The 15,739-nt window shown below is 72.2% G+C and carries 13 protein-coding genes; 7 read left to right on the plus strand and 6 right to left on the minus strand.

Translation table 11 applies throughout. The annotated features are described in order from the left end of the window. Positions 1-320 precede the first annotated feature (320 nt). Positions 321-1,169, plus strand: a complete 849-nt coding sequence (locus ABT053_RS28415; protein WP_350972910.1) for a HipA family kinase — start codon at positions 321-323, stop codon at positions 1,167-1,169. Then, positions 1,166-1,543, plus strand: coding sequence for a DUF3037 domain-containing protein (locus ABT053_RS28420; protein WP_350972912.1), 378 nt, complete (start codon positions 1,166-1,168; stop codon positions 1,541-1,543). The genes ABT053_RS28415 and ABT053_RS28420 overlap by 4 nt, the downstream gene beginning before the upstream one ends. A 9-nt stretch (positions 1,544-1,552) precedes the next feature. On the opposite strand, the gene ABT053_RS28425 is transcribed toward ABT053_RS28420, so the two are convergent. The 4 genes from ABT053_RS28425 to dxr form a co-directional block, all read right to left on the minus strand. Continuing rightward, positions 1,553-2,395: a GNAT family N-acetyltransferase gene (locus tag ABT053_RS28425; RefSeq protein WP_350972936.1), complete on the minus strand. Its 843-nt coding sequence runs from the start codon at positions 2,393-2,395 to the stop codon at positions 1,553-1,555. 60 nt (positions 2,396-2,455) lie between these two features. Further along, positions 2,456-4,066: an alpha/beta hydrolase gene (locus ABT053_RS28430; protein ID WP_350972915.1), complete on the minus strand. Its 1,611-nt coding sequence runs from the start codon at positions 4,064-4,066 to the stop codon at positions 2,456-2,458. A 404-nt stretch (positions 4,067-4,470) separates the two neighbouring features. Next, positions 4,471-5,640, minus strand: a complete 1,170-nt coding sequence (gene ispG, locus ABT053_RS28435) for a flavodoxin-dependent (E)-4-hydroxy-3-methylbut-2-enyl-diphosphate synthase (protein ID WP_350972916.1) — start codon at positions 5,638-5,640, stop codon at positions 4,471-4,473. A gap of 35 nt (positions 5,641-5,675) precedes the next feature. Continuing rightward, on the minus strand, positions 5,676-6,860 hold the full coding sequence (gene dxr, locus ABT053_RS28440) for a 1-deoxy-D-xylulose-5-phosphate reductoisomerase (protein WP_350972919.1): 1,185 nt from the start codon (positions 6,858-6,860) through the stop codon (positions 5,676-5,678). 224 nt (positions 6,861-7,084) lie between these two features. Here dxr and ABT053_RS28445 point away from each other — a divergent pair, with 224 nt between their 5' ends. Beyond that, positions 7,085-8,275 (plus strand): trypsin-like serine peptidase, encoded by a 1,191-nt coding sequence (locus tag ABT053_RS28445; protein ID WP_350972921.1) that lies wholly within the window; start codon positions 7,085-7,087, stop codon positions 8,273-8,275. Positions 8,276-8,328: 53 nt separating this feature from the next. Then, positions 8,329-9,375: a trypsin-like serine peptidase gene (locus ABT053_RS28450; RefSeq protein ID WP_350972922.1), complete on the plus strand. Its 1,047-nt coding sequence runs from the start codon at positions 8,329-8,331 to the stop codon at positions 9,373-9,375. A gap of 160 nt (positions 9,376-9,535) precedes the next feature. Here ABT053_RS28450 and ABT053_RS28455 read toward each other — a convergent pair whose 3' ends face one another. Continuing rightward, on the minus strand, positions 9,536-10,963 hold the full coding sequence (locus tag ABT053_RS28455; RefSeq protein WP_350972924.1) for an aldehyde dehydrogenase family protein: 1,428 nt from the start codon (positions 10,961-10,963) through the stop codon (positions 9,536-9,538). A 212-nt stretch (positions 10,964-11,175) separates the two neighbouring features. Here ABT053_RS28455 and ABT053_RS28460 point away from each other — a divergent pair, with 212 nt between their 5' ends. Continuing rightward, the gene (locus ABT053_RS28460; RefSeq protein WP_350972925.1) at positions 11,176-11,811 is read left to right on the plus strand and encodes a TetR/AcrR family transcriptional regulator; all 636 of its coding nucleotides are present in this window, start codon (positions 11,176-11,178) and stop codon (positions 11,809-11,811) included. Between the two features lie 185 nt (positions 11,812-11,996). Here ABT053_RS28460 and ABT053_RS28465 read toward each other — a convergent pair whose 3' ends face one another. Beyond that, entirely contained in the window at positions 11,997-13,457 is a 1,461-nt protein-coding gene (locus tag ABT053_RS28465) for a PucR family transcriptional regulator (RefSeq protein ID WP_350972926.1), read from the minus strand. A 96-nt stretch (positions 13,458-13,553) separates the two neighbouring features. Here ABT053_RS28465 and gabT point away from each other — a divergent pair, with 96 nt between their 5' ends. Together gabT and ABT053_RS28475 are read left to right on the plus strand one after the other, a co-directional pair. Further along, the gene (gene gabT / locus ABT053_RS28470) at positions 13,554-14,906 is read left to right on the plus strand and encodes a 4-aminobutyrate--2-oxoglutarate transaminase (RefSeq protein ID WP_350972927.1); all 1,353 of its coding nucleotides are present in this window, start codon (positions 13,554-13,556) and stop codon (positions 14,904-14,906) included. 245 nt (positions 14,907-15,151) lie between these two features. Further along, positions 15,152-15,394, plus strand: coding sequence for a hypothetical protein (locus ABT053_RS28475; protein ID WP_350972928.1), 243 nt, complete (start codon positions 15,152-15,154; stop codon positions 15,392-15,394). Positions 15,395-15,739: the final 345 nt, after the last annotated feature.

A 15,739-nucleotide genomic window follows, 5' to 3' on the forward strand; every position in this document is an offset into this window, starting at 1 on the left:
CCTCGCCGCCACCCTTCTCACTCAAGAAGAAGCATCGCCGACAGTCAACGGGGATGAAGGTCTTGTCTTCCTCACCGTGACACTCATGTGATGCTCAGGTCAGGGCAAGCCACAACACATCCCACCAATACGCAACCTCCTTTTCTCCCGGCCCGCCGCCCTCGTTCTCTCCGCGAAAGACCTCCCGCGGAGAGAGCCGTCCGGAGAACCCGCCCGGAGAACCCGCGCCGAGACCTCGCACAGAAACCCTGCGCAGAGACCCCGTACGGAGAGAAGGAGAAACGGACAGCACTCGCGAACCGACCCGGTAGCCTGGCGAGGTGCTTGAAGCGATCAAAGCCACCCGTTACGTGACACCGCTGCGCGAGGGCGGCTCGCTGCCCGGGGTGATGGAGGCGGACGACCTCGGCACCCACGTCGTGAAGTTCCGCGGTGCCGGGCAGGGTCGCCGGGTGCTGGTCGCGGAGATCGTGTCCGCCGGGCTCGCCCGGCGCCTGGGCTTCCGCACGCCCGAGCTGAAGGTGATCGACGTCGATCCGCAGCTCGGCGCCCGCGAGCCCGACGAGGAGATCCAGGACCTGCTCAGGGCCAGCGAGGGCAACAACCTGGCGGTCGACTTCCTGCCGGGCGCGCTGGGCTTCGAGCCGCTGGCCTGGCCCCCCGAGCCGGGGTTCGCCTCCCGCCTGCTCTGGTTCGACGCGCTCATCCACAACGTCGACCGGAGCTGGCGCAACCCGAACCTGCTCCTGTGGCACGGCGACACCTGGCTGATCGACCACGGCGCGGCGCTCTGGTTCCACCACAACTGGCCCTCGGCCAACCCGCTGCGCGACTTCGACGCGGGCGACCACGTGATGGCGCCCTTCGCCACCCGGATGCCCGAGGCCGACGCCGAGCTCAGCGAGCTGATCACCAGGGACCTGCTCGACGGGGTGGTGGACGAGGTCCCCGACGAGTGGCTGGAGGACGAGCCGGGGTTCGACGGGGCGCAGGCCGTGCGGCAGGCGTACGTCGAGCACCTGCTGGCACGCGCCCAGGGGCCGCGCACCTGGCTGCCGCCGGGCCGGTCGGACCAGTCCGGCCGGCCGGGTCAGCCGGGCCAGGAGCCCCGTCAGGACCAGGAGAGGAAGACCGGCTCGGTGGGCGCGTTCTGGAAGGACAACCGGTGAAGGACGTCTACGAGTACGCGGTCATCCGGGTCATCCCCCGCGTGGAGCGCGGCGAGCTGATCAACGCCGGCGTACTGCTGTACTGCCAGCCCCGCGGCTACCTGTGCGCCCGGGTGGAGCTGGACGAGGCGCGCCTGCGCGCCCTCGACACCGCCGTTGACCTCGACGGCGTACGGCACGCGCTCGGCGCCTACCAGCGCTCCTGCGACAGCGAGTCGGGACCCCTCACCAAGGAACCGCTGGGCAGCCGCTTCCGCTGGCTGACCGCGCCGCGCAGCACGATCGTGCAGACCGGCCCGGTCCACGCCGGACTCACCGCGGACCCGGAGACGGAGCTGGAGCACCTCGTGACCCGGCTGGTCCGCAGCCCCTGACCAGGCGCTCTAGAAGAGCACGGACATGAACGTGCCGACCTCGACGAAACCGGCCCTGCGGTAGGCGGCCCTGGCGGGGGCGTTGTAGTCGTTGACGTACAGCGACACCACCGGCGCGAAGTAGTCGAGCGCGTGCTTGACCACCGCGGCCATCCCGGACACCGCGTGGCCGCGGCCGCGCAGGTCGGGGTGGACCCAGACGCCCTGGATCTGGCAGGCGTGCGGCGTCACCGCGCCGATCTCGGCCTTGAAGACGACCTTGCCGCCCTCGATGCGGGCGTACGACCTGCCGATCCTGATCAGCTCGGCGACCCTGGACCGGTAGAGGGCGCCGCCGTCCCCGGCCTCCGGGGAGACGCCCACCTCCTCGGTGAACATCGCCACGCAGGCCGGGAGCAGGATGTCGAACTCGTCGGGCCGGACGCGCCGCACCAGCGGGTCGGCGGGGACGGGCGACGGCTCGGCGATCACCATGACCGGCTGCGCCCAGCGGATCGCGCGGGCGGCCCCCCAGTACGGCTCCAGCCGCTCCCAGAGCACCTCCACCGCGTCCGCCGGGCCGACGATCGAGGAACAGCGGCGGCCCTGCTTGCGCGCGCGGTCGGCGAAGGCGTAGACGGCGTCCGTACCGGCGTTGACCGGGACCAGGTTCGCCCCGGCGTAACAGATGGAGGTCAGGCCGCCGCGCGGCCCGAACCCCCACATCTGGCCACCGAGCCTGGCCGGATTGAGCCCGACCGAACGGACCCTGGAGGCGACGAAGACATTGCCGACGGGGTCGGTGTCGAGGAGCGCCAGGACCTCGTCTCGATCGTTGTCGTCGAGCACGCGCGACGCCGTTGTGCGCAGCATCACGTGCTCAGCCTACGCGACCCCCTCGAATTTGGCAGGAACCAACACAGAGCCTCTCATCTACCTGCTTCGGTCACCTCGTCCCGCCGTGTGCCCGGCGGGCACACGGACGGTCGCGGGGGCGATCACCGGCACGGGCGCGGGGATTCCCGGGCACCGGGCGTCCGGGGCGCCGGAGGGGGCCTGGCGGGCGCCGGGAAGGGTGCCCTCCCTGAGGTAGGCGGCGAGGCGCCGGTCGACGCAGGCGTTCCCGTTGAGCGCGACCCCGTGGTTGCCGCCCGGCACGGCGAGCAGCCGGGAACGGTGGAACAGGGCGCGCATCCGCACCGCTCCGGCGTACGGGGTGGCGGCGTCGCGCTCGCCCTGGATCAGCAGGACCGGCGGCAGCTTGGCGCTGTCACGGATCTGCACGGGGGTGCCCGCCTGCTGGGGCCAGAACGCGCACGGCGCGTTGTACCAGGCGTTGGGCCAGGCGAGGAAGGGCGCCTTGGCGTTCGCCTTGGTCATGTCGGTCCGCCAGCGCGTCCAGTCGCGCGGCCAGGCGGCGTCGCTGCACTGCACCGCGAGGTAGACCGCGTAGCTGTTCTCGTCCTTGGCGTCGTTCACCGCGTGCTTGCGGTAGGTGTTGACGAGGGGGGTCGCCTCCCCCTTCTTGACGTAGGCGGAGAAGGCCTTGGCCAGTTGCGGCCAGACGGCGTCGGAGTAACCGCCCAGGGTGTAGACGTCGTCGAGCTCGCTCGGGCCGACCACTCCCCCGGCCGGGCGGTCGGCCAGCCGGTCACGCATGGCGTCCCACGCGAAGGAGACCGCCCTCTCGGTCGCCCCCAGCCGGTAGACCGGGTTGTGGCGGGCGATCCACTTCAGGAAGTCCTCGTGCCTGTCCTGGAAGGCGATGCTCTGGTCGAGGTTCGAGCGGTACCAGATGCCGCGCGGATCGACCACGCTGTCCAGGACGAGCCGCTTGAGCCGGTCGGGGAAGAGTGTCGCGTAGACGGCGCCGAGGTAGGTCCCGTACGAGTAACCCAGGAAGCTGATCTTCGACTCGCCGAGCGCCTCCCTGATCACGTCCATGTCCCTGGCGGAGTTCTCGGTCGTCATGTGCGGCAGCATCCAGCTCCACCGCTCGCCGCACGCCTGGGCGTACTTGCGGGCGCGGGCGATCAGCACGCCCTCGTCGCGCCTGGTGGAGGGAACCTGGTCGGGGCGGGGCGCCTCGTAGTACTTCTTGGGGTCGACGCACCTCAGCGCGGGCTCGCTCGCCCCCACCCCGCGCGGGTCGAAGCCGATCACGTCGAACCGGTCGGCCAGTCCCTCGGGAAGCCCCGCCGCGACACCCCTGACCAGGTCGCGGCCCGACGCCCCGGGGCCACCGGGGTTGACCAGCAGCGCGCCGAGACGGTCCTGGGTGGCCTTCCCCCTGATCCGGTTCAGGGCGATGCCGATGGTCTGCTGCGGGTTGGCGTAGTCGAGTGGCACCCGCACGGTGGCGCACTCCATCGGGTTGTCCACCCGCCCGGCGGGGGCGGAGACCGCCCCGGCCACCGAAGCCGCCCCCTCGCAGGGCCCCCAGACCAGCCCCTGTCTCTCCTGGGCCACCGCCCCCTGCGGCACCCCCACCGCCGCGGCCAGCATCGCGATGCTCGCGGCGATCCCGACGACCCTCTTCTTCACTGTGGTCCCCCTACTCGTACGGCAGAGGCGATGGTCTCCCGGGGGCGGCGCGATCATCCGGAACACAGCCGGATGCCTGGCAAAGTGTAGTCAGATGATTGCTAAGTGTAATGACGCGAGGTCGGGCGGGGATCCGGCGCGGGAACGTCACGGAAAGCCCGGCCCACCTCGATCGGGGTCCGGTGTGAGGAGGCCGTGGAAAGACCGGCCGATCCCCTGTGAGGAGACCGCGGAAGACCGGCCGTTCCCCGCACGGGGAGACCATGGGAGACCCCGTCCGCCCCGGTGCGATCCCGTGCGGCGGCGGAGAGGCCGCCACGCGGGACCGCCCGCACCCCGGCGGGATCCCGGGAGCGGGCGGGTCGGTGCGGCGGGCGAGGCGGCCGGGTCGGCCGCGCGGCGGGTCAGCCGCCGACGACGACCTGGGGGCCCGGGGCGTCGTCGTCGAGGTCGACCTCCACGCCCATCTCCTCGGCGAGGCGCAGGGCCTCCTCGATCAGGGTCTCCACGATCTGCGACTCGGGGACGGTCTTGATGACCTCGCCCTTGACGAAGATCTGGCCCTTGCCGTTGCCGCTCGCGACGCCGAGGTCGGCCTCGCGGGCCTCGCCGGGGCCGTTGACGACGCACCCCATCACCGCGACGCGCAGCGGGACCTTCAGTCCTTCGAGCCCGGCCTGGACCTGCTCGGCCAGGGTGTAGACGTCGACCTGGGCGCGCCCGCAGGAGGGGCAGGAGACGATCTCCAGGCCGCGCTCGCGCAGGTTGAGCGACTCCAGGATCTGGTTGCCGACCTTGACCTCCTCGACCGGAGGGGCGGACAGCGACACGCGGATGGTGTCGCCGATGCCCTCGGCGAGCAGGGCGCCGAACGCGACCGCGGACTTGATCGTGCCCTGGAAGGCCGGGCCCGCCTCGGTGACGCCGAGGTGCAGCGGGTAGTCGCACCGGGCGGCGAGCAGGCGGTAGGCCTGCACCATCACGACCGGGTCGTTGTGCTTGACGGAGATCTTGATGTCGCGGAAGCCGTGCTCCTCGAACAGGGAGCACTCCCAGAGCGCCGACTCCACCAGCGCCTCGGGGGTGGCCTTGCCGTACTTCTGGAGCAGGCGGGGGTCGAGCGAGCCCGCGTTGACGCCGATCCGGATCGGCACGCCGCGCTCGCCGGCGGCGCGCGCGATCTCACCAACCTTGTCGTCGAACTTCTTGATGTTGCCGGGATTGACCCGGACCGCCGCGCAGCCCGCCTCGATCGCGGCGAAGACGTACTTCGGCTGGAAGTGGATGTCGGCGATCACCGGGATCTGCGACTTCCTGGCGATGATCGGCAGCGCGTCGGCGTCGTCCTGGGAGGGGACGGCGACCCGGACGATCTGGCAGCCCGAGGCGGTCAGCTCGGCGATCTGCTGGAGCGTCGCGTTGACGTCGGCGGTGACCGTGGTGGTCATCGACTGGACGGAGACCGGCGCGTCCCCGCCCACGGGGACGGAACCGACCATGATCTGACGGGATATGCGTCGCTCGGCGATCGGCCTGGTCCTTACGGACGGGATTCCGAGAGCAACAGAAGTCATTTTCAGCCCTTGAAGAGTCGACGACACTCATCAGTCTAGGCAGTCCCGGTGAGCTCGCGTGCCCGTATCCGCGCCCACGCGTCGGCGTCGAGCACCTCGGCCACCGAACCGGCCTCGGTCACGGCGTGCTCGGAGACCACCGCGGCCACCGTGTCGACGATGCCAAGGAACGGGAGACGCCCGGCCATGAAGGCCTCGACGCAGACCTCGTTGGCGGCGTTGTAGACGGCCGGGGCCGTGCCGCCGGCCGCGCCGACGTGCCGGGCCAGCGCGACGGACGGGAACGCCTCGTCGTCGAGCGGCTCGAACGTCCAGGTGTGGGCGGTGGTCCAGTCGACCGCCGGGGAGGCGTCGGCGACCCGCTCGGGCCAGCCGAGGGCGAGCGCGATGGGCAGGCGCATGTCCGGCGGGCTCGCCTGGGCGATGGTCGAGCCGTCGACGAACTCGACCATCGAGTGGATGACCGACTGCGGGTGGACGACGACCTCGATGCGGTCGAAGCCGATGTCGAAGAGCAGATGGGCCTCGATCACCTCCAGGCCCTTGTTGACGAGTGTGGCGGAATTCACCGTGATGACCGGCCCCATCGACCAGGTGGGGTGGGCGAGGGCCTGCTCGGGGGTGACGTCCGCGAGGTCCGCGCGCGACCTGCCGCGGAAGGGGCCGCCGCTCGCGGTGACGACCAGGCGGCGCACGGCCGAGGCGTCGGGGCCGGTGGGCCCGGCCGCCCACAGGCACTGGGCGAGCGCGGCGTGCTCGGAGTCGACCGGGATCAGCTGGCCGGGCTTGGCCAGGCGCTTCACCAGCGGCCCGCCGACGATCAGCGACTCCTTGTTGGCGAGCGCGAGCACCCGGCCCGCCTCCAGCGCGGCCAGCGTGGAGGTGAGCCCCAGCGCCCCGGTGATGCCGTTGAGGACGATGTCGGCGGGCCAGGAGGCGGCCTCCGCGACCCCCTCGGGCCCGGCGAGCACCCGCGCGTCCACCCCGTACGAGGCCAGGGCCTCGCGCAGCTCCGGCACGGCGGCGGGGTCGGCGACGGCGACCACCTCGGGCCGGAACTCGGCGGCCTGCCTGGCCAGCAGGTCGATCCGGCCGCCGTAGGCGGCCAGCGCGGCCACCCGGAACCTGCCGGGGTTTCGGGCGATGACGTCGAGGGACTGGGTCCCGACGGACCCGGTCGAGCCGAGCAGGACGACGGAACGAACGGTGTCTGGCTGCACCGCCCCATTCTCCCGGCTCGGCCCCCGCTGTCGAATCGGCCGTACCGGGCCGCGCCGCTCTTGATCGGCCCGGATCACGGCGAAAATCTGTTAGGCGTGGAACACGGGATAAAAGGCGTTATTTAAGTCCGAATTTCGTCATATCAATAGTTGTAAAGCCTGAGAAATGCGCACGTACGGCGCGCTAGCTTCCCGAAACAGCAACAGGCCCTCGGGAGGTACATATGCGGCGCAAGGCACGGCTCGTCCCTATTCTCACCGCCATCGCGGGAAGCACCCTGCTCTCCACGACGATCGCGCACGGCGCCACGGCGGACGCGACCTCGGGCGTCACGGCAGGCGCCACGGCGGACGCCACCTCGGGTGCCACGGCAGGCGCCACGGCGGACGCCACCTCGGGTGCCACGGCAGGCGCCACGGCGGACGCCACGGCGGGCGGAGGTACGGCGGCGAACGAAAGCGGCGTCACCCCGGCGCGGGCCGTCCCCCAGCCGGTCGAGAAGGAGGCGGCCGACACCAAGAAGGAGCAGCAGACGGTCCAGCGCTACTGGACCGAGGCGAAGATGGAGGCGGCCAAGCCGCTCGCCGCCCTCGTCCCCGAGAAGGACGGCGCCCGGCTCACCGCGGGCGCGATCGCGGCCCAGGCCGCGGCCGACCCCGTCTCCGTCCCCGCGACCGAGCCCGACGGCGACACCGTCACGGCCGCCAAGGGCTCGGCGGCCGTCCGCGCCTCCACCGGCACGGCGTGGACCCGTGGAGGGGCGATCGTCAAGACCGCGGGACGCGTGTTCTTCACCTACCAGGGCCGCAACGCCTCGTGCTCGGCGAACGCGGTGACCAGCGAGAACAAGAGCACCGTGATCACCGCGGGGCACTGCGTGCGGATGGGCGGCGCCTTCCACGGCAACTGGGTCTTCGTGCCCGGGTACCAGAACGGCGACCGGCCGTACGGCACCTGGGTGGCGACCACCCTCTACACCACCCCGCAGTGGAACAACAGCGAGGACGTCAACTACGACGTGGCCTCCGCCGTGGTGGCACCCCTGAACGGCAGGTCACTGACCGACGTGGTCGGCGGGCAGGGCGTCTCCTTCAACCAGGCGCGCCGCCGGCAGATGCACTCCTTCGGCTACCCGGCCGCCGCCCCGTACGACGGCTCCAAGCTGGTCTACTGCGCCGGGCGGGCGTTCGACGACTTCCTGATGTCCCGCGACATCGGGCTGAACTGCAACATGACCGGCGGGTCGAGCGGCGGCCCCTGGTTCCTCGACTTCAACGAGAGCACCGGCCTGGGCACCCTGAACTCGGTGAACAGCTTCAAGTACGCCTTCGCCACCGGCTGGATGTTCGGCCCCTATTTCGGGACCGAGGCGCGGGCCGTCTACGAGGCCGCCCAGACCACCGGCGCCCCCTGATATTCACCAGAAGTAATCACAAGAACACCCCTCGTAGTGCAAACTCGGGTCTCATGACCTCAAGCCTCCCCCTGCTTGCGGCCGCCCCGCTCGTCGCCGGGTTGCTGAGCGCCCCGACGACCGGCGCGACGACCACCTGGCAGACGGCCACCGCGTTCGGGCAACGGGCCGTGAAGACCCTCGTCACACCCTTCCTCCAGAGAACAGGCTCGGCGTCCGGCCTGCCGGACGTCGTCGAGCACGCGACCGCTCCCACCGCGTCGGAGCGGGAGCGCGTGCTCGGTTACTGGACCCCCCGCCGGATGGCCTCGGCGCTCCCCGTCGACCGGCTCGCCAAGGTCACCGGGATGCTCAGGCGGCTCTCCGCCGCCGGGCAGGGGGTGGCCCCCCGCCGGAGCCCGCACGGCGCCGCGTCCCGCACCGCGGGCGCCCGCTGGACCTCCGGCGGGGCGGTGGGGCGCACCACGGGGCGGGTGTTCCTCACCATCAAGGGCAGCGACTTCGTGTGCTCGGCCAGCTCGGTCAGGAGCGCCAACAAGGACCTGGTGGTGACCGCGGGCCACTGCGTCAAGGACGGCACCGGCGCCTGGGCCGACAACTGGACCTTCGTCCCGGGCTACAGCCAGGGCCGCCGCCCGTACGGGCAGTACACCGCGCGCCGCATGTTCGTCGCGGGCCCCTGGTCGCGCGAGGGCGACGACAGCCACGACATCGGCATGGTGGCGGTCAACACCAGCGGCGGCAGGCACCTCGGCGACGCCGTCGGCGGCCAGGACATCGCCTTCGGCGCCCCCCGGGGACGCCTCGCCAGCGGTTTCGGCTTCCCCGCCGACACGCCCTACGACGGCGAGCACCTGGTCTACTGCGCGGGCCCGCTGCGCGAGGACCCGAACGGGCAGACCGGCGACCAGGGCATGCGCTGCGACATGACCGCCGGATCCAGCGGGGGCCCGTGGCTGACCGGTTTCAACGCCGCCACCGGCCGGGGCACGATCGTCTCGGTCAGCAGCTTCAAGTACAGCGACGACCGCCACACCATGTACGGCCCCTACTTCGGCGCCTCCGCCAAGACCCTGTACACCACGGCCTCCACGTCGTGACCCCGGCGCGGCGACGCGACCGGTCCAGAGGGGCGGGGCCGATGAGGACCGTGCCCCTCTAGCAGGCGAATCAGGGGGGCAGACCGACGAGAAGCATGCCCCTCCCGCAGGCGAATCAGAGGGTCAGGCCGACGAGAACCATGACCCTCCCACAGGCGAATCAGAGGGTCAGGCCGGTGAGGACCATGACCTTCTCGTAGGTGAAGTCGGCGATGGCCGAGCGGAGGCCCTCGCGGCCGACCCCCGAGTCCTTCACCCCTCCGTAGGGCATCTGGTCGGCACGGTACGACGGCACGTCACCGATGATCACACCGCCGACCTCCAGCTCCCGGTTGGCCCGGAAGGCGTTGTCGAGGCTGCGGGTGAACACCCCGGCCTGCAGCCCGTACCTGGAGTCGTTGACCGCGGCGAACGCCTCGTCCACCCCGGACACCTTCTGGACGACCATCACCGGGCCGAAGACCTCCTCGCGGCAGACCTTGGCGTCGGCCGGCGCGTCGGCGAGCACGGTCGGCGCGAAGGTGGCGCCGTCGCGGGTGCCGCCGGTGAGCAGGCGGGCGCCCGCCGAGACGGCCTCGCCGACCCACCGCTCCACCCGCTCGGCGGCCTCGGCCGACACGAGCGGGCCGACCTGCGTCTTCTCGTCGGCGGGGTCGCCGGTGACCAGGGCCTCGACGGCCGGGACGAGCCGGGCCACGAAGTCGTCGTGGACCGACGCCTCGACGATCACCCGCTGGACGGCGATGCAGCTCTGGCCGGCCTGGTAGTTGGAGAACAGCGCGATCCGCGAGGCGGCCCAGTCGAGGTCGGCGTCGGCGAGCACGACCGCGGCGGCGTTGCCGCCGAGTTCCAGGGTCACGTGCTTGCGCGGGACCCGGTCGATGATCGCGTACCCCACGGGCGCCGAGCCCGTGAAGGAGACGACCGGCAGGCGCGGGTCCTCGACCAGCGCGCCGGCGCGGTCGTTGGACACCGGGAGCACGGAGAACATGCCCTCCGGCAGGTCGGTCTCGGCCAGGATCTCGCCCAGCACCAGCGAGGAGACCGGCGTCGCCGGGGCGGGCTTGAGGACGATCGGCGCCCCGGCCGCGATGGCCGGGGCCACCTTGTGCGCCACCAGGTTGAGCGGGAAGTTGAACGGGCTGATGCCCAGGATCGGGCCGTACGGGACGCGTGAGACGTAGGCGAGGCGGCCCGCGGAGGCGGCCTCGGTGTCCAGGCGCACGGTCTCGCCGCCGAGGCGGCGGGTCTCCTCGGCCGCGAACCTGAAGGTGGAGACCGCGCGGCCGACCTCGCCGCGGGCCCAGAAGATCGGCTTGCCGTTCTCGGCGGTGATCAGGGCGGCGATCTCGTCGGCGCGCTCGGCCAGGCGGCGCGAGACGTGCGCGAGGGCCTCTGCCCGCACGTGGATCGGGAGCGCGGCCGCCTGTTTCCGCACGGCCGCCGCCGCGGCGACGGCCTCCTCGACCTGCTCGTCGGTCGGCACGGAGCAGACAGCGACGACGCGGCCGTCATGCGGGTTGGTCACGGTGAGCTCTGCCTCGCCCGTGGCGGGGCGTCCGGCGAGCCAGAAGGGGCGCACGTCCATGCCTCGACGCTATGTCACCGGAGTGGAGGCGGCCTTACTCCACTCCGCACAACAGCCCCGGGGCGGCACGCCGTTCCGCATAAAATCCGTCGCCCGTCCCCTGTAACGGAAACAGGGGTATTCGGGGATATTCCTTATAAGGTGCCGGTTTGAATGATCCTGGGCGTGGCTAAGTCACCGGATGGACGATGAGAGCGGAAGGGCGTGGGCGCATGACCTCCTCGGCGCCGCGCGGCCTTCAGGGTGCCTATCTGGTCGGCGAGCGGGCGTCCCAGGACCAGCTCCGCACCAGGCTGCTCGACGTCGCCAGCCAGCTGCTGGTCACCATCGGGCCGGAGAGCCTGTCGATGCGCCGCATCGCGACCGAGGCGGGCTGCTCGACGACCGTCATCTACACCATGTTCGGCAGCAAGGAGGGCCTGGCCGAGGCGCTGTACCTGGAGGGCTTCGAGCGCTTCCGGCGCCGCCTGGAGGCCGTCCCCTCGCGCAAGGACGCGCTGGAACACCTCATCGCGCTGGGCCCCGTCTACCGGGAGGCCGCGCTGGACGAGCCCGGCTACTACGCCCTGATGTTCGAGCGCGCGATCCCCGGCTTCGTGCCCAGCGAGCGGGCCAGGACCCTCGCCCGCGCGGCGCTGAACATCATCGACCGGGTGATCGCCGACTGCATCTCGGCCGGGTACATCGTCCCCACCCAGCCCAGGAAGATCGCCGACGCCGTGTGGGCCGCCGCCCAGGGCGCGATCAGCCTGGAACGTGCCGGGCACCTGCGCGACAGCAACACCTACGAAACGGTCACCTACGCCGTCATCTCCCGCTACCTGGTCGTCGACCGCCACCGACCCTGACCACGCCCTCCGCACCAGGCGACCGCCACCGATCTTGACGACGCCCTCCGCGCGAGACGGCTACCACCGACCCTGACCACGCCCTCCACGCGAGACGGCCGCCACCGCCCCTGACGACGCTCCCCGCGCGAGGCGGCCACCACCGGGCCCCGGACCCCCGGGCCCCCAGACCCCCGGGCCCCTGGTCACCCGGCGACGGCGAGGGCGACCCAGAGCTCCGCGCGGACCGCGGGATCCTCGAGATCACGGCCGACCAGCTCCGCGACCCGGCGCATGCGGTAGCGCAGGGTGTGCCGGTGCACCCCGAGCCGCTGCGCCGCCGCGTCCCAGTGGCCGTTGCAGTCCAGGTAGGCGCGCAGGGAGCCGAGCAGGTCCGCGCGCGAGCCGTACTCCCTGAGCGGGGCGAGCAGCGCCGAGGAGAACGCCTCCGCCACCCCGGGGTCGAGCAGGGAGAGCAGCCCCTGGCCCGCCAGGTCGGCGAAGCGCACCACCCGCGCGGTGCCGTGCCCGGCCGCGGCGAGCGCCCGGCCGGCCTGGTCGAGCCCCGCGCGCAGGTCGCCGAGACCCACCGGATCACCGACGCCGACGAGGCCGTGCTCGCCGAGCCTCGCGGCCACGGCACCGGCCCGCGAGGCCGGGACCAGCAGGACGACCCTGTCGCCGTCGGCCGCGGCGAACTCGCTCCCGGCGGCCTCCAGCAGCGCCTCCTGCTCCCCGGCGCAGGCGACCGCCACGAGCGGCCCGCCGTCGAGCCGCTCCCCCAGCCGCTCCAGCGTCTCGCGCCCGGCGTCCACCTGCCCGGCCAGCAGCAGCCGCAGCACCGCGGAGCGGACCCTGCGCTCGGCGGCCAGGTGTTCCCCGCCGTGCTCGACGGCGAGGGTGAGCAGCGACGCGGCGGCGTTGACCACGGTGTGCGCGACCGGGGTGAAGGACCGGCCGATGCCGACGGCGAGGAATCCCCTGGTCCGGCGGGCTCCGAGCGGCCGTACGATCACGTGTTCCTCGGGCGAGGAGAGGGCCACGCTCGCGGGGGCGCCCCGGCTGGTGATCCTTCTCAGCCGCTCCAGCTCGGGGCCGAGGTCTCCGGCGGCCTCCGCCGCGCCACCGCCCGCCAGGTGCCGTACGGCCCCCGCCTCGTCGAGCAGGATCGCCCAGCCGCCCAGCTCGCGGGCGAGGCGGTCGATCACCGCGCGGGGGCCCTCCGGGCGCAGCGCGGCGCGGGTGAGGCGGCCCTGGGCGGCGAAGGCCCTGCTGAGCTCGTCGTAGTGCTCGGCGGCGATCAGGTCGCTCACCGTCTTGCCGATGGCGACGAACGGGGTGTCGCGCGGCACCTCGACCAGCGGCAGCCCGGCCCGCGCGGCGGCCTCGACCAGCGCCTCGGGGATCGTCTCGTGCCCGAGCCCGACGCCGAACCCGAGCCCGGCGACCCCCCGGGCGACCAGGCGCTCGACGTAGGCGCCGGCGTTGCCGTCGTCCAGGCGCATGCCCGTGGTGAGGACCAGCTCGCCGCCTTCGAGGAACGGGGTGGGGTCCTCCAGCTCGCTGACCGCGACCCAGCGCAGCGGCCGGTCGAGTGCCTCCCGCCCGGCGAGCACGACGAGCCCGAGCGGCAGCCGCCGCACCACGGTGCTCAGCGTCGGCGCCACCACCACCCCCTTTTGTACGTTATGTCTATTCCGCTGCTGGCAATTTTGCCATAGTGCATCATCGGCACACCGGCATTCGCGACATAGCTTCACATCATGAGCACCCTCACCGAGGGCGGCCCCTCGCTTCCGCAGGAGCGCCGCCTCGTCACCGAGATCCCCGGCCCCAGGTCCCGCGAGCTGCTCGCGCGCAAGCAGGCCGCCGTGCCCCCGGGCATCGGCACCACGCTGCCCGTCTTCGTGACGCACGCCGGGGGCGGGGTCGTGGTCGACGCCGACGGCAACTCGCTGATCGACTTCGGGTCCGGCATCGCGGTGACCGGCGCCGGGAACTCCGCTCCGCGCGTCGTCGAGCGGGTGCGCAGGCAGGTGGCGGACTTCACCCACACCTGCTTCATGGTCACGCCGTACGAGTCGTACGTGCGGGTCGCCGAGAGGCTCAACGAGATCACCCCCGGCGACCACGAGAAGCGCACCTTCCTGCTCAACAGCGGCGCCGAGGCCGTGGAGAACGCGGTCAAGGTCGCCCGCCACGCCACCGGCCGCCAGGCGGTCGTCGTCTTCGAGCACGGCTACCACGGCCGGACCCTGCTGACGATGACGCTGACGGCGAAGAACATGCCGTACAAGCACCGCTTCGGCCCGTTCGCCCCCGAGGTCTACCGGGTGCCGCTGGCCTACCCGTTCCGCTGGCCCACCGGCCCGGAGAACTGCGCCGAGGAGGCCGCGGCCCAGGCGATCGACCAGATCACCAAGGAGATCGGCGCCGAGAACGTCGCCGCCGTGGTGATCGAGCCGATCGCGGGCGAGGGCGGCTTCATCGAGCCCGCCAGGGGCTTCATGCCGAGGATCCTGGAGTTCTGCCGCGCCAACGGCATCGTCTTCGTCGCCGACGAGGTCCAGACCGGCTTCTCCCGCACCGGCCACCTGTTCGCCTGCGAGGACGAGGGCATCGTGCCCGACATCATCGTCACCGCCAAGGGCATCGCGGGCGGCCTGCCGCTGGCCGCCGTCACCGGCCGCGCCGAGATCCTCGACAAGGTCCACGTGGGCGGCCTGGGCGGCACCTACGGCGGCAACCCGCTCGCCTGCGAGGCGGCGCTGGGCGTGCTGGAGAGCATCGAGGCCGACGACCTGACCGGGAAGGCCCGCCGGATCGGCGAGACCATGCTCCCCCGGCTACGCGCCATGGCGGAGCGGAACCCGGTGATCGGCGACGTGCGCGGCCGGGGCGCCATGATCGCCATCGAGCTGGTCGTCCCCGGCACCAAGGAGCCGCACCCCACGGCGGCGGGCGAGATCGCCAGGAGGTGCCACGCCGAGGGCCTGGTCGTGCTGACCGCGGGCACCTACGGCAACGTGCTGCGCTTCCTGCCGCCGCTGGTCATCCCCGACCACCTCCTGGAGGAGGGGCTCGCGATCCTGGAGAAGGCCCTGAACGAGGCCTGATCGTTTAGAACGCACCAAAAGGGGCACCCGGCTTGATGCCGAGTGTCCCTTTTGCCGTTATGCGGTTCGCATGTAGGCCGTGATTTAACCCCCGCTTGACATCCGCCACAGCGATCACGGGCCGCGACCGCGTTATAACGGTTCCGACAAGAAAGTGCGCGATCAACACAGGAAACGTGTCGACGTCCTCCCCGCGGCCGAGCCACGGGAGAAAACAAGGGGTCACCACGCTGGAGGTATTTAGCATGAACTGGGGGCCGCCCAGAACGGCACACGTCACGATGACCTTCGATCCCGAGGGGCTGACCCGCACCCAGCGTGAGGGCGACGCCTGCGTGGCCTGCCACAAGAAGTGGCCCCGCCCGCGGACCAGGATCGGCCGCCTTCCCGACGGCACAGCCCTCTTCGCCTGCCCGGAGTGCGCCGACGCGCTGCTGCCGCAGCAGGACGACACCCGCTCCCTTCCCCGGCGCGCGGCCTTCTTCTGAACCTCTCCGGACTCTTCTGAACCTCTCTGAACCTCTCTGAACCTCTCTGAACCTCTCCGGATTCTTCCGGACCTTCCCGGACTCCGGCTTTCCCGGACCACCGGCGCGGGCCCGCGGCCGCCGGCGCGGGGCCCGCGAGCCCCGCGTCGGCCACCGGAACGAACCGGCCCGCCTCGCGCCCGCTGAGAACACCCGCGGCCCGCGGAGAACGCCCCGCCCGGCGACCCACCGGAACCGGGGCGGGGGGGGCCGCCCGCCCCCCCCCCCCCCGCCCCCCCCCCCCCCCCCCGCCCCCCCCCCCCCCCCCCCCCCCCCCCCCCCCCCCCCCCCCCCCCCCCCCCCCCC

This window comes from Streptosporangium sp. NPDC002524 (genome assembly GCF_040295985.1).
GTDB lineage: Bacteria > Actinomycetota > Actinomycetes > Streptosporangiales > Streptosporangiaceae > Streptosporangium.